At 45.3% G+C, this 12,408-nt stretch carries 17 protein-coding genes and 1 pseudogene; 8 read left to right on the top strand and 10 right to left on the bottom strand.

Translation table 11 applies throughout. The features are described 5' to 3' along the window. Positions 1 to 17 precede the first annotated feature (17 nt). Entirely contained in the window at positions 18 to 803 is a 786-nt protein-coding gene (locus tag QGP82_RS16215; protein WP_163668728.1) for a superoxide dismutase, read from the top strand. A gap of 101 nt (positions 804 to 904) precedes the next feature. On the opposite strand, the gene QGP82_RS16210 is transcribed toward QGP82_RS16215, so the two are convergent. Beyond that, positions 905 to 2,428, bottom strand: a complete 1,524-nt coding sequence (locus tag QGP82_RS16210; RefSeq protein WP_499060261.1) for a phosphomannomutase/phosphoglucomutase — start codon at positions 2,426 to 2,428, stop codon at positions 905 to 907. 268 nt (positions 2,429 to 2,696) lie between these two features. Between QGP82_RS16210 and QGP82_RS16205 the strand changes: the two genes are divergently transcribed. The 3 genes from QGP82_RS16205 (at position 2,697) to QGP82_RS16195 (ending at position 4,894) form a co-directional block, all read left to right on the top strand. Continuing rightward, positions 2,697 to 3,272: a TetR/AcrR family transcriptional regulator gene (locus QGP82_RS16205; protein WP_163668724.1), complete on the top strand. Its 576-nt coding sequence runs from the start codon at positions 2,697 to 2,699 to the stop codon at positions 3,270 to 3,272. A 67-nt stretch (positions 3,273 to 3,339) separates the two neighbouring features. After that, positions 3,340 to 4,122, top strand: a complete 783-nt coding sequence (locus QGP82_RS16200; protein ID WP_499060259.1) for an SDR family NAD(P)-dependent oxidoreductase — start codon at positions 3,340 to 3,342, stop codon at positions 4,120 to 4,122. Between the two features lie 118 nt (positions 4,123 to 4,240). Beyond that, positions 4,241 to 4,894, top strand: a complete 654-nt coding sequence (locus QGP82_RS16195) for a cupin domain-containing protein (protein WP_499060257.1) — start codon at positions 4,241 to 4,243, stop codon at positions 4,892 to 4,894. Positions 4,895 to 4,951: 57 nt separating this feature from the next. Here the strand turns inward: QGP82_RS16195 and QGP82_RS16190 are convergent, their stop codons facing one another. The 4 genes and pseudogenes from QGP82_RS16190 to QGP82_RS16175 all read right to left on the bottom strand — a co-directional run bounded on the left by QGP82_RS16190 (position 4,952) and on the right by QGP82_RS16175 (position 6,957). After that, positions 4,952 to 5,533, bottom strand: coding sequence for an antibiotic biosynthesis monooxygenase (locus tag QGP82_RS16190; protein WP_499060255.1), 582 nt, complete (start codon positions 5,531 to 5,533; stop codon positions 4,952 to 4,954). A 144-nt stretch (positions 5,534 to 5,677) separates the two neighbouring features. Beyond that, positions 5,678 to 5,965 carry a CDGSH iron-sulfur domain-containing protein gene (locus QGP82_RS16185; RefSeq protein WP_499060253.1) on the bottom strand — a complete coding sequence of 96 codons (288 nt, stop codon included), beginning with the start codon at positions 5,963 to 5,965 and terminating at the stop codon, positions 5,678 to 5,680. 146 nt (positions 5,966 to 6,111) lie between these two features. Then, a pseudogene (locus QGP82_RS16180) lies at positions 6,112 to 6,258 on the bottom strand (ArsR family transcriptional regulator); the annotation flags it as partial. Between the two features lie 144 nt (positions 6,259 to 6,402). Beyond that, the gene (locus QGP82_RS16175) at positions 6,403 to 6,957 is read right to left on the bottom strand and encodes an NUDIX hydrolase (RefSeq protein ID WP_499060252.1); all 555 of its coding nucleotides are present in this window, start codon (positions 6,955 to 6,957) and stop codon (positions 6,403 to 6,405) included. A gap of 96 nt (positions 6,958 to 7,053) precedes the next feature. On the opposite strand from QGP82_RS16175, the gene QGP82_RS16170 reads away from it, so the two are divergent. From QGP82_RS16170 to QGP82_RS16155, 4 genes are all read left to right on the top strand, one after another. Continuing rightward, positions 7,054 to 7,470: a YeeE/YedE family protein gene (locus QGP82_RS16170; RefSeq protein ID WP_163697622.1), complete on the top strand. Its 417-nt coding sequence runs from the start codon at positions 7,054 to 7,056 to the stop codon at positions 7,468 to 7,470. Positions 7,471 to 7,475: 5 nt separating this feature from the next. Continuing rightward, positions 7,476 to 7,922 (top strand): DUF6691 family protein, encoded by a 447-nt coding sequence (locus QGP82_RS16165; protein ID WP_250565118.1) that lies wholly within the window; start codon positions 7,476 to 7,478, stop codon positions 7,920 to 7,922. 259 nt (positions 7,923 to 8,181) lie between these two features. Further along, on the top strand, positions 8,182 to 8,598 hold the full coding sequence (locus tag QGP82_RS16160) for a DUF302 domain-containing protein (protein ID WP_163668712.1): 417 nt from the start codon (positions 8,182 to 8,184) through the stop codon (positions 8,596 to 8,598). A 43-nt stretch (positions 8,599 to 8,641) separates the two neighbouring features. Next, a complete protein-coding gene (locus QGP82_RS16155) occupies positions 8,642 to 8,860 on the top strand; it encodes a YgaP family membrane protein (RefSeq protein ID WP_163668710.1) in 219 nt (72 codons plus the stop codon). A gap of 347 nt (positions 8,861 to 9,207) precedes the next feature. Here the strand turns inward: QGP82_RS16155 and QGP82_RS16150 are convergent, their stop codons facing one another. From QGP82_RS16150 to QGP82_RS16130, 5 genes are all read right to left on the bottom strand, one after another. Next, positions 9,208 to 9,492, bottom strand: coding sequence for a hypothetical protein (locus QGP82_RS16150; RefSeq protein WP_499060250.1), 285 nt, complete (start codon positions 9,490 to 9,492; stop codon positions 9,208 to 9,210). A 2-nt stretch (positions 9,493 to 9,494) separates the two neighbouring features. Then, positions 9,495 to 10,187: a hypothetical protein gene (locus QGP82_RS16145; protein WP_163697627.1), complete on the bottom strand. Its 693-nt coding sequence runs from the start codon at positions 10,185 to 10,187 to the stop codon at positions 9,495 to 9,497. A 52-nt stretch (positions 10,188 to 10,239) separates the two neighbouring features. After that, entirely contained in the window at positions 10,240 to 10,740 is a 501-nt protein-coding gene (locus QGP82_RS16140; protein WP_499060248.1) for a hypothetical protein, read from the bottom strand. Next, a complete protein-coding gene (locus tag QGP82_RS16135) occupies positions 10,703 to 11,044 on the bottom strand; it encodes an IS66 family transposase (protein WP_163697632.1) in 342 nt (113 codons plus the stop codon). Before QGP82_RS16135 ends, QGP82_RS16140 begins: the two co-directional genes overlap by 38 nt. 101 nt (positions 11,045 to 11,145) lie before the next feature. Continuing rightward, complete coding sequence (locus QGP82_RS16130) at positions 11,146 to 12,354, bottom strand: pentapeptide repeat-containing protein (protein ID WP_163697633.1); 1,209 nt, start codon at positions 12,352 to 12,354, stop codon at positions 11,146 to 11,148. Positions 12,355 to 12,408 lie beyond the last annotated feature (54 nt).

Genomic DNA, 12,408 nt, shown 5'->3' with positions numbered 1-12,408 from the left:
TTCGCAGGGTATTCCCCATGAAACTTAAACGCTTATTTGTGTGGCTTTTTCCCGTTGCATTGGTAATGACTTTGCTATGGGGTAGCGCGCAGCCAGTGGCAGTTGTTGCGGCTACTAATGAAACAACAGGACAGATCCTGCCTCCTCTCAACAGGATTGCTGATCAAACCGCAACGAAGGAATTTACCCTTCCTCCGCTGCCCTATGCCTATGATGCACTGAATGACTATATTGATACCGAGACCATGACGGTGCACCATGACCGGCACCATGCTGGGTATGTCAGAAAATTGAACGGTGCGATCGCAAACTATCCCGAGCTACAGTCAAAATCTATAGAAGAGTTACTTAGTAACATAAATGACCTTCCCTTAAATATCCGTGCAACTGTGCGCAAGAACGGTGGCGGCCATGCCAACCACACCATGTTTTGGGAAATCATGACCCCCGACGGTCAGGGACGACCCACTGGAGCCATTGCCGCAGCTATCAATCAAGCATTTGGAGACTTTGAAACCTTCAAACAAACCTTTAATAGTGCCGGTAAAACTCGGTTTGGCAGCGGTTGGGTATGGCTAGTTTTAGACAGAAATGGTCGACTTACCGTGATGAACACTCCCAACCAGGACAGTCCTTTAATGGATGGCTACTACCCCATCATGGGCAACGATGTCTGGGAACATGCCTATTATCTAAAGTATCAAAATCGTCGAGGAGATTACCTCAACGCCTGGTGGAACGTCGTCAACTGGGATGAAGTCAATAATCGTCTGGAACGAGGCAAAGCCTATCTAGCAGGTTAAAAGGATTTATTCCCCCGATCTGTAGGCGATCTCCCCATAGCCCCAACGGGATGTACAGCAGTGCATCCCTACAGGTCTTTAAAATTGTTTAACCTACATTTTTAAGAAAAGGCCGATAGATCCAAAGACTCAATACCATTGAAGAATATCAGCAGTTGTTCAGTAATTTGGGCAACCCCGTCTTCTACATTAGACTCAATATTTAAGGGCAATACAGGGTCATGCAGAGAAAGGCGTAGTAAAAACCACCCGTCTTCTTCTGGAGAGGAACAGGCCACGCGGACACCTTCATAGTTATTCGGGACTAATGACCAATCATCCTGTTGTTCAACAAAGGTTTTAAGCTGACCAATGACACTCTCACCATAGGACTTAAACTCATTTACACCAATCTTGATACGAATCTCTCGACTTTCTCTTGGTTCTTTAAGAGTCGCGATCAAATCTGTCAGTGAGCGCCCAGCCTGTTTCACTTTAGCCAGCTCAATCAACAACTTACTCACCAGATACGCTCCATCATCAAGAAAGTAGTTCTCCCGCATGGCACCGTGGCCGGAGGTTTCAATCGCCAGCCAAGATTCTTCTCCAGTTTGGTTTAAGCGCACAGCTTCGGTAATGACATTTTTATAGCCACGCTTAAAGCGATGGTGTTTACCCCGTAAATCTTGTTCAATGAACTGAGCAAGCCCATCGGAGGTAATGGAGTCAGTCACGATGGTAGACTCTGGGTGTTCCTGCAGCACAATGGCAGATATCAGGGCAATCAGGCGGTTACGGTTCAGTTCCTGGCCTTGATGATCCACAGCAGCAGAACGGTCCACATCCGTATCAAAGATAATACCGAAGTCTGCTTCATTGGCTAATACTGCCTGGCAAATGGAAGCCATGGCATCGTGATTTTCAGGGTTAGGAATGTGGTTAGGAAACATGCCATCAGGCTCTAGGAACTGACTCCCGCTTGTGTCAGCACCCAGGGGTTCGAGCACTTTGCTGGCATAGAAACCACCGGCACCATTACCAGCATCGACAATAATTTTTAAGCCCTGTAAGGGTTGCTCAAAATGTTGAGGATGGTTAACGGCATTGCGAATTTTCTGAACCAGCTGATCGGCATAGACAGCAATAAAGTCACGGGTTTCAATAGTTCCAGCTCTGTCTACTAGTGAGAAGTCGTTTTGTTCAGCTAATGTCAGGATTTCAGTAATATCTGCCTTCGCAAGACCACCCTGGGCAGTAAAAAATTTCAGGCCATTGCGGTTAAAGGGCAGGTGACTGGCGGTCATCATAATGGCCCCATCACAGTCAAAGCCGGGGGTGACGGTGCTCATAAACATGGCGGGCGTAGAGGCCATGCTGACGTCATACACATTTGCACCAAGGCTAGCCATGCCATCCATCACACTTTGCATGAGAGTAGGCCCAGAGACACGGCTATCACGACCGACAGCAAGCTGCAGATCTGTCGCTGGCTTACTAAGTTTTGTGGCGAGCCAGGTGGTAAAGGCTTGCCCTAGCCGCTGAGCGATTTCTGGGGTGAGGTTAACGGGTTCGTTAGGAACACCGTCGATTGCAACACCACGGATGTCCGAGCCATTTTGAAGCTTTTTCCAGTTGAAATCTTGCATGGGAATGGGGGATCACTCAGGTTTGCATTGGGTCACCTTGAGTATGGCGGTTGGGATCGAAAATATGGAAAATTCACTGATTTTGTTAACTCGCGTAAGCTAAGTTGAAGAGACTCCCAAAAATCTCTTCCTACCATCTACAGCCCCAACCTGGGTTCTTATTTTTGTGCAGTCCCCGAATGATTAGGACTTGGCTCAACCTGGGTTGACCGCTTCATCCATAGCTTTATGGTTGACATCTATCTACTAGATGGTAGATACTTAAGCCATGGAAAAAAACACGGCTAAACGCATATTGGATGTTGCTCAAGATATGGTGCGTAATCGAGGCTATAGTGCCTTTAGTTATGCTGATATCGCACAGCAGGTTGGTATTCGCAAAGCTAGTATTCACTACCACTTTCCCTCTAAGGATGAGTTGGTGAAAGAGTTAGTCAAACGATATCGAGAGGAAATGGGAAAGGCGTGCGATCGCATTACCCAGTCCACGGCCAGCCTTGATCAGCAAATTGTCCAATTTGCCAATCTCTACCGCAATGGTCTAGAGGAGCACCAGATCTGTCTATGCGCCATGTTAGCAGCAGATTTCGAAGTTTTACCCCAACCTATTCGGGAGGAGATTCAAACCTTCTTTAGCCACACTGAGAACTGGGTCATAAACTTGCTCCAGCAGGGATGTGACAACGGACATTGGGACTGTCATCCCTCAGTTGAACAGGAGGCAAAGGGTTTGATTGCGATGCTCCAAGGGGCACAGCTACTGGCTCGTTCATCAGCGGACAGTGTGGTTACCTTTGAGCAGGTTGTTTATCCACTGCTTACAGCAAAATTTGCCAAAGCCTAAATTTTTTGTCCTGTCATCTACCTTCTGATAGGTAGATTATTCACTATTTCCCCACAAGGAGCTCAACATGTTGCAGTCATTTGCAGATCAAAAACTCATTGTTATCGGTGGCACCAGTGGTATGGGTAAAGCCGTTGCCCGCATTGTTCTTGAAAATGGTGGTTCAGTTGTTTTAGTTGGTCGTCGTGCAGAAAAGTTGCAGGTCGCCGTTGACGAGCTGAAGGCCTATGGTCCTGTTATGGGAGAGCGTGCTGACATTTCGCAACCTGAGAAACTTCAGGCTTTAATTGCAAAAATTAATCAGGCCCATGTAGACGCTACATTGTTAGTTAATGCAGCTGGAGCCTTTCTCCCCAAACCATTCCTGGACTATGAAGCCGCTGACTATGATCTCTATCTAGATCTGAATAAGGCCACCTTCTTTATTACCCAGGCAGTGGCTCGAAACATGATTAAGCAAAACAACAAAGGTGCCATTGTGAACATTGGCTCTATGTGGGCTAAGCAGGCCATCCAGGCAACGCCATCTTCGGCGTATTCTATGGCTAAAGCGGGTTTGCATTCCTTGACTCAACATCTCGCGATGGAGTTAGCTGAGCACAATATTCGGGTGAATGCAGTCTCTCCTGCTGTGGTGGCAACACCTATTTATGAGGGCTTTATTCCCAAAGAGGATGTGCATGATGCCCTGCAAGGCTTTAACGGATTCCATCCCATTGGCCGCATTGGCACCCCTGAAGATGTAGCTGAAGCCATTGCTTTTTTATTATCTGATAAGGCTGCTTGGGTAACCGGTGCTGTGTGGGATGTGGATGGCGGTGTGCTGGCTGGGCGTAATCAATACAACTAAGGGTGCTGTAAGGGAGCACTAACCCGACGTGGGTTTGAGCCTCACCTGCCATCTTGGGACAAGCATATGTTCAAGGAACATGCGTTAAATAGCTTCTAGAAATCCACAGAGACCTATCATGAAAATCCATGCCGATTTAACAGAACGAGCCGTGGTCAATACCGAAAACCTACCCTGGATTGACTCTCCCATGGCAGGTGTCCAACGACGTATGATCGAACGCGATGGGGCAGAAGTTGCCCGGGCAACTTCTCTTGTTCGCTATGCTCCCGGCAGCTACTTCTCAGCCCACACCCACGGTGGTGGTGAAGAGTTTTTTGTTTTAGAGGGGGTGTTCTCAGACGAACACGGAGACTTTGGCCCAGGCACCTATGTGCGCAACCCCGTAGGTTCTAGCCATACTCCCCACAGTAAGGACGGTGCAACAATCCTGGTTAAACTGCGACAAATGGATCCAAACGATCAACAGCAAGTGACCATCGACACGAACAAGGCAGGATGGTCTCCTGGTTTAGTGACTGGTTTACACGTGCTGCCTCTACACAGCTACGGCACTGAACAGGTAGCGCTAGTAAAATGGGCACCCGGCACAACGTTTCAACAACATCGCCATTGGGGGGGTGAAGAAATCTTTGTCTTAGAAGGCACATTTACCGATGAGCAGGGAGTGTATCCTCAGGGTACCTGGCTGCGAAATCCACCCGACAGTGTGCATATGCCCTTTAGCGAAGAAGGCTGTCTCATTTATGTCAAAACCGGCCACCTTCAATGATTCTCTAAATACGCAATATTTTCTGTCATGACCTGATATAAAATATTTGACGCCACACTAGTTAACAACCAACCAACCCTTAAACCATCGAGTCAGTCGGGGCATGATCACATAGGACAGAAGAGCCACTGTAATTGCTACATTGACAGATACCTTAAGCAACCAGGGTAAGAAACTTAGCAATGGTGCCACCAGCGGACTCACCCCCAGGGACACAATCATCACCCCAACCCAGATTAAAATAGCCTGTTTGTAACGCCTTGGAGCTTTAGGTCCCGGCTGTTTGGGCAATTGAAACCAGGATTCTAACCCTGACAAAACCTGGATGGTTTCCTGGGCTTGAATCAGGGGGTTTACCCATTCAATCCAAGTATGGCGAGTATCTGAGTTGAGCCAGGCTGTTAGATGACTACAGGCATCAAACTGAAGCACAATGACATAGTCTGGTGGTGTATCAGGCTGAGGTCGGAGAATACTCACCCCCAGATGCCCTTCAAATTCACGGGCTGCTGCTGAGATTCCTCTAATCCATTCTTCGTACCCCTCTTGCCGCCCAACTTTGACCCGATGGGTAATAACGGCTGTAACATGTTGATCGATGGCGTTGTCAGGGTCAATATCACTAACAGATGTATTCATTAATATTGTTCTTGGGAGTTTCTTGACACACTAGCTGACAAACTCTCTAAAAATCTGGACAAGATATTGCATCCGCCCCCATCGTTTTCTTTTTCTTGTAGGGGCGTTACAGACAATGCCCCTATAAGAAGAATTTAATTTTTATTAGTCCCCAGGTGCTCGGTCTGTTGCCTCAAATCCAGCTTTGCCATGGGCCCCATCGCAAAAGGGTTTGTTACTCGATGCACCACAACGACAAAGGGCAACTTGTTCCTGCTTAGGATAGGGCTGTTTATCCCCGTCGGTCACAGAAAATTCCCCTTTGACGATCAGTGGGCCATTATCTAAAACAAAAATCTCGGTATCCGCCATGGTTTTATCCTTTACACAATCTAACAGGTCAATCCCAAACCTATGGTTTAGAAATAGAAGCTTGGCATTGATGACTTTCATTGTGAATTGACTTCCCAAAAAAGACAATATACTTTTCAGGAAACCGATTGTCCTTCAAAAAGAGACAATTTTTAAACAATTAACCGGCAGCACAAAAGTATCGCCCTTATCGAAGTCACACCATGACATCCCTAAAAACGATATCCTTAGCGAGCTTGTCCCATAGCACCTAATGCTTCAAACTGTTGTGACTGCTGCTCAATATAACGGCTAACCACTCCTGCTTGGGTAAGCATCTTGAGATGCTTAGAAACATTCGCCTGACCCAACCTGGTAATCTCAATAATCTCCGTGTAACCGGCATAAAATGCAATCGGGTTTCTAGGAACCGTCATTTAGCTGCAATTAATGTAATTAATATAGTGCGACCTATAGACAATTCACTATATTGTCATAGAGTATTATAGTGAATTGCCTTCGCTTTTTCATATCACTGCCTAAACTGCACATTCCCTGGCTCTAGCTGCCCACCACTCTATCAATAGACATCTACATTGCAGACAATTTAGCCTTGCCAATAGCGCTTGGATGCCTGGTTCGGTAGTCGGATAAGTTGCTCCCAGTTTTTCAGACAATAGGGGAGCATCGTCACTGAGCTCAGCTACAAAACCATAGAGACGTTGATTTGAAAAGGAGCTGTTGATGGACCAGCCAGTTTGATTTAACGGTTTCAAGTGATGCAGGGCCGAGTCAGCAATACCCAGCTCCCGCTGAAGAATTGTTTTTGCCGCATTATGGGGTCTTTGCCCATCAGGGCATCGCCCACCCGGAAAATCCCAAGTGGATTCGCCCACACCCGGACGATACATTGGCGGTGGTAACAGCAAATGCTGTTGGTACAGAGGTAAAACAATGACCGAGTCTGCTTTTTCAACACGCCAATAGTTCAGGGATTGGCCCTCGGGTGTCTCAAGTGTTTCGCCAATCAGCGTTAGCCAACGGTTTTTCAGGGCCAGAATCCGTTCTTTGCATTGCCAGATTTGCTCGCTCATTTGTTTATCAAAGGCAGATACAGTTTATCAAAGTCATGATATAGTATTACCATTTGGTTATATGATGTTTCAATCTCGTTTTGATGGACCCTTGCCATGGTGGAATTAAGTTGGGGAACAGCATTATTAGGTGGGGTATTGATTGGTTTGAGTGCAACAATTTTGCTGGCATTTAATGGTCGGATTGCTGGCATTAGTGGCATTGTTAACGGTGGCATTCAGGGGAATGAACCCTGGCGCTGGCTCTTTTTGGCGGGAATGCTCCTGGGTGGAATACTTTATGAATATGGCCTGGCACCTGAGCCTACTCCCACGCCATCCCTGACAGCAGGGACCATGATCTTAGGCGGTTTTCTGGTGGGGTTTGGCACTCGTCTGGGCAATGGCTGTACCAGCGGTCATGGAGTGTGCGGCTTGGGGCGGTTGTCGTTGCGATCGCTAGTTGCGGTGCTCACCTTTCTCACTACAGCCATGCTAACTGTCTGGCTTACTCGACATGGCATAACTGGATAAGCACTATGGAAAAAGTATCAATACAGCAAACACTAACGCTGAAGCAGAATTTGGTTGCCCTCTCATCTGGCCTCTTATTTGGCCTAGGGTTAGGTCTATCCCAAATGATTGACCGAGAACGGATACTGGGCTTTTTAGATATCACTGGCAATTGGGATCCCGCATTGTTATTTGTCCTGGGTGGGGCTGTGGGCGTCACTGTCATCGCATTCCGATTTGTTTTACGGTTACCCTATCCAATTTTTGCTACTGCCTTTAGATTGCCAACCTATAAAGAGGTTGACCTCCCTCTGGTGTTGGGGGCCGCTATTTTTGGTATTGGGTGGGGCATTGCAGGCTATTGTCCAGGACCTGCAATTGTTGCGTTGATCTTAAAATCATGGAGCCCCATGATTTTTCTGGCTGCTTTTGTTGCTGGTTCTCTCACCAGTCAGCTGATCAACCGTAAATAGGACCCGTTTTTAAGAAAGTTGAGCCAGTCTAGCCAAGCTGCCAGGGCATGGTCATTGGTCAACTTTACTGTAGAGGCCATACTTGCTTCATTGGTTAGCTCTACATAAAGCTCTGGCAAAAGCTTTAGGAAAAGAGACTTTAATATAAATTCAGAAAAATGGTTGATTAAATCACTATTTAGTTATATAGTAAATAAAGAGTCTAGACTTCACATTAGTCCGATACATTTCTCACAAATCAAGCCAACACACATCAGCCATGTATCATTTTAGTAAGACAATTAAAGCTTCCTTTGATGAAGCTATAGCCCAGGTCACTGAAGCACTTAAGGCTGAAGGAATGGGGATTTTAACCGAAATTGATGTGCAAGCGGCTTTTAAGAAAAAGCTAGGCGCTGATTTCCGTAACTATAAGATTCTCGGAGCCTGTCATCCGCAGGTGGCCTATAGCATGCTACAAACCGATGACAAAGCTGGGGTGCTCTATCCCTGTAATGTTGTTGTTCAAGAGCATGAGAATGGGCAGGTAGAAGTCTCAGCTGTGGATCCACTGATTATGTTTTTGATGATCCATAGTCCTCAGGCTAAAGAGATTGCCTTAGATGCCAGTCAAAAGATGCAAGCGGTCATGGATCGCTTGCCCGCAACGATGCCAGTTGCTGCCGGAGTTGTATAGAACAGATCACGTATTACATAGAAAATCAGGAGGGTTAATTCCCATGTTTAACAATGTTGGTACTATAGATCGTCTGTTGCGGACGCTCGCAGCAATCGTATTGCTATATTTCGGCTTGCTCATCTATGCCGACTCAACCTTAGGCATTGTATTGGATGTTGCCGGTGGTATTGCTTTATTCACAGGGGTCTTTGGTTCCTGTGCCCTCTATGGCTTGTTGGGCATTAATACCCGTAAATCTAACCAGGATTCTCCCACATAGATAGTTCCGATTCAATACTTTCCTCTCTTTCTTAAAGCAAACGCCCGTCTGGAGTTTCTATCAATACTCCAGCACGGGCTTTTTTAGTTGTTCTTATCGTCCACCGATTGGCGTAATTTACTCAGCATCCATGTGGTCTACTTAGCTGATTGGAAAGCTAGTTTGGTGTTGGTTTTGAAGAGTGCGATCTCATTCCCAAACCCAAATTCAGCTGTAACCCTACTTAAAAAAGGACACCCTGGTAGAGATTTTCTTACCAGGGTGTCCTTCGATATCGGACGCAGCTAGCCAGATTCTCTTATCAAACAGCAGGATAAGCTCGATGAATCACGCATCCTACCTGGCTATTATTCAATTGTTTCAAGACAATCACGAATTTTCATAATGACTTTACAAGTTTCACTATAATGCTCATCCAGTAACCGAGCATACTGAATAATTTCTAGCTCATTGCTATAATTGTGAAGTCTTTGAAATATTACTCTTTCAACATCTTCTAATAAAGAACCATAGGTTTCCAAGGACTGCTGTAGTTCTGCGACGGAAATTTCCTTATTTTCAAACCTTTTACAGTCTCTAAGAATGTTGGATTGAAGAGTATAGTTTCGGCCACTATTGTTATGCAATTTCATCGCTATGTTTGAGTGATACCATATACAAGGTATTCTTCCTTTCGTTCATAGCCAAACAAATAAATCACATTACCAAGAAATAGCTGATAATACTCTTCCAAAGTTTCCTTAGGATCACCAGAGAGGTCAAGTCTAATTTGCTTAGAAGCTTTTTCCTGAATAAAAAACTTTCTACCCTCAGCTATTTGCATTAAAAAAATTGGTTCTGATGTTGTTTCACACAGGCCAGGAGTTTCGTCTTCCAGTAGCCAATAAGGTTGCCCTCCCACAATGTCATCTTGAATTGATTTTTTTTCAGAATCAATCAATTCCAGCGGTCTATAGATTACTCTCTCTTTGTATGAACTTAAAGGCGTAGATTCCGCACTGTTAAATACTAAAAAACGAAAATTTCTCTGATATCTCTTCAGAAATGAGCTTGGAACATTAATCTGATGAAGTCTCCCTGGTAGCATTTCAGGTATCAAGTAATTTTCATTTGCACATGACATACACGCAAAAATTGAGAGAATTAGTTCAGACCAAGGGTGCTCTTTTGGAAATTGAACTTGTAAAATGAAAGCCTGCGTCTGATTGCATAATTCACAATGTGGAGTGGTAAGTCCTCTAGGCATATGGGGCTTGCCACCTGAAAACGACTTATTGGAACCAATTTGAGATGTTTTAGTGTTCCCGTAGTAAATTTTCCAAGACATTACTCATGCTCGCAGTTATAGGTTAGGGAAGTTGCGTATAGTTGTTTCTCCGTCAGCAGTAACTATCTATCTTTTTTGACTCAAGATATATTCCTTTAAGACTATCGATAAATTTGCGACAGTTTCCAACTGTAACAACAGATTCTCCACCAAAATATTCAGTCAATGGGGTATTTGTCATATTGCCGACATTCACTAAACATCTAACAGTAAAAGCATCTTCTTCATTAACTGAAGTTGAATTACCTGAAGTATTTGAATTACAAACCCCAGTTCCTAGCAAGGCCTGAATTTTATACGCACAATCGTATCCCATAAAAACAGGTAATTCATGCTTTAATTCATTGTTAAGATGCTTTTCTAGATACAGAAAAAGCTTTTTAATGTCTTCCAAAAAAATAGTCTTTGCTTTTGATCGAAAAGAATCGGTTGTAATCTTTTGGTTCGGAACAAGATGGGTGATAATTCCCAAGCGCTCTTTGCTCTTATCTAGAGAAGATAAGTACATTCTGAATTCATAGCCAGACGTGACTAATACAGCAATACTTTTCATAAGTCTTACTAATTCTTCGGCATACCGTACTCATCCGAATGGCTGGCTCACTAGAATTATTGGTAGGCGGGACAGTACCATCGTCTAAGAAGACAAACAAATGATCCTGAATCTCGTCATACCGGTTCCGTAATCGAATCCCATCCGCTTGGTCAGGCTGGAGTTTCAAATGCTGTCGTAATCGTCGTTTAATCTCTAATTCATTTAAACGCTGACGTAACCATTGCATTTCTTCCCATAGCATTCGTATCAGAGTATCTTTCGCCTCTGGACTTAACTGGCTTAGGTCAGGAAGGTCTTGCATACCCATACATTACGCATAAGCATCCAGGAAGACAATCCCCCGGAGGGGGAGTTGAGCAATTACCTGCCCACCACGATGATTGGCAGTCCTTGGTAAGCTGGCTAATTACAACTACGTTCGCTACCGTCTGGCATAATGGCACCGCAGAGATTGGTGCGAATATCAAACTTAATCCCTTCTAATGTAGCTTGCTGAAAATTCGCCTCAGCAAGATTCGCCCCAGAAAAATCCGTAAAGCTTAGATCGGCTCCTTGGAAATTAACCCCCCGCAGGTTGCTATTAATAAAATTCACCTGCCGCAGATTACTACCACTGAGATCAGTACCCCGCAAATCCAGATTGCTCAGATCTGAACCTGCTAAATCAGCATTAATCAGTCGAATGCCAGCAGGAATCACATCTCTCAGTTGGGATGCCGCAAATTGTGTATCAGTAAAGTCGGCTCCTTGAAGATTGGCTCTGGTGAGATCAATGCCGTCTAATGTGGCTTCGCGAAAGTCAGCAACGAGAAGATTAGCCCTACTCAGTTGCGCATTGGTTAGATCGGCTTGGGTCAACAACGCTCCAGTTAAATCGGCTCTGGTGAGATCAGCTTCAATGAGCGTGGCACTATCCAGGTAGGTCAATGCCAGATCAGCTCGGTTTAAATGAGCTCTAGAGAGATTCACTAGACGAGCATCTGCAGCCCGCAAACTACCATTTTGAAGCTGGCTCTCTGATAGATCTGCTGCTTGTAAATTGGCAATAAAAAAGCTAGTCTCGTCTAGCTGAGCCTGGTTGAAGAGACTGCCACTTAAAAATGTGCCTTCAAAGGTGGTGCCGGTGAGAATGGCCCCGGTCAAATCAGCACCCCGTAAATCAGCACCATCTAAGTTGGCCCCCTGCAAATCTATGCCACGCAGGTCATGCTCACCTAAACCATGGGTGACCAAATCCCAAACCAATCGCCAGCGGTCATCCATGATTGTACGTTCATCCACATGGGCATTGGCTAACTGTGCGCCTTCTAACCGAGCACCGAACAGGTTTACATTGCTGAGGTTGGCGTTACGCAGATCTGTGTCACGGAGATTAGCCTGAAAGAGAAAGGCTCCCTTTAAATCAACACCATTAAGATCAGCTCCTGCGAGGTTAGCTCGTCGCAAATTGGCTTGCTGTAGAAACATGCCTCGCAAATCGGCACCGCGCAGATCGCAGCGAGGGCACTGGCGGGTTTCTTGAAGCTGTGTGAGATCTTTTTTGCTAAAGGTGTAACCGGGTAGGCCCATCAGCGATAGAAGCATCGCTAAACCAATAAATAAGGGTTTCATAACAAGAAATCTCTATCTAACCTAAGGTGCCCGGTCATAATCCCGGATTCTCAA

Source organism: Leptothoe sp. LEGE 181152 (genome assembly GCF_032906605.1).
Lineage (GTDB): Bacteria > Cyanobacteriota > Cyanobacteriia > Phormidesmidales > Phormidesmidaceae > Leptothoe > Leptothoe turfae.
Note: the sequence above shows the minus strand (reverse complement) of the source record. Positions and strands in the feature narration are given on the sequence as shown.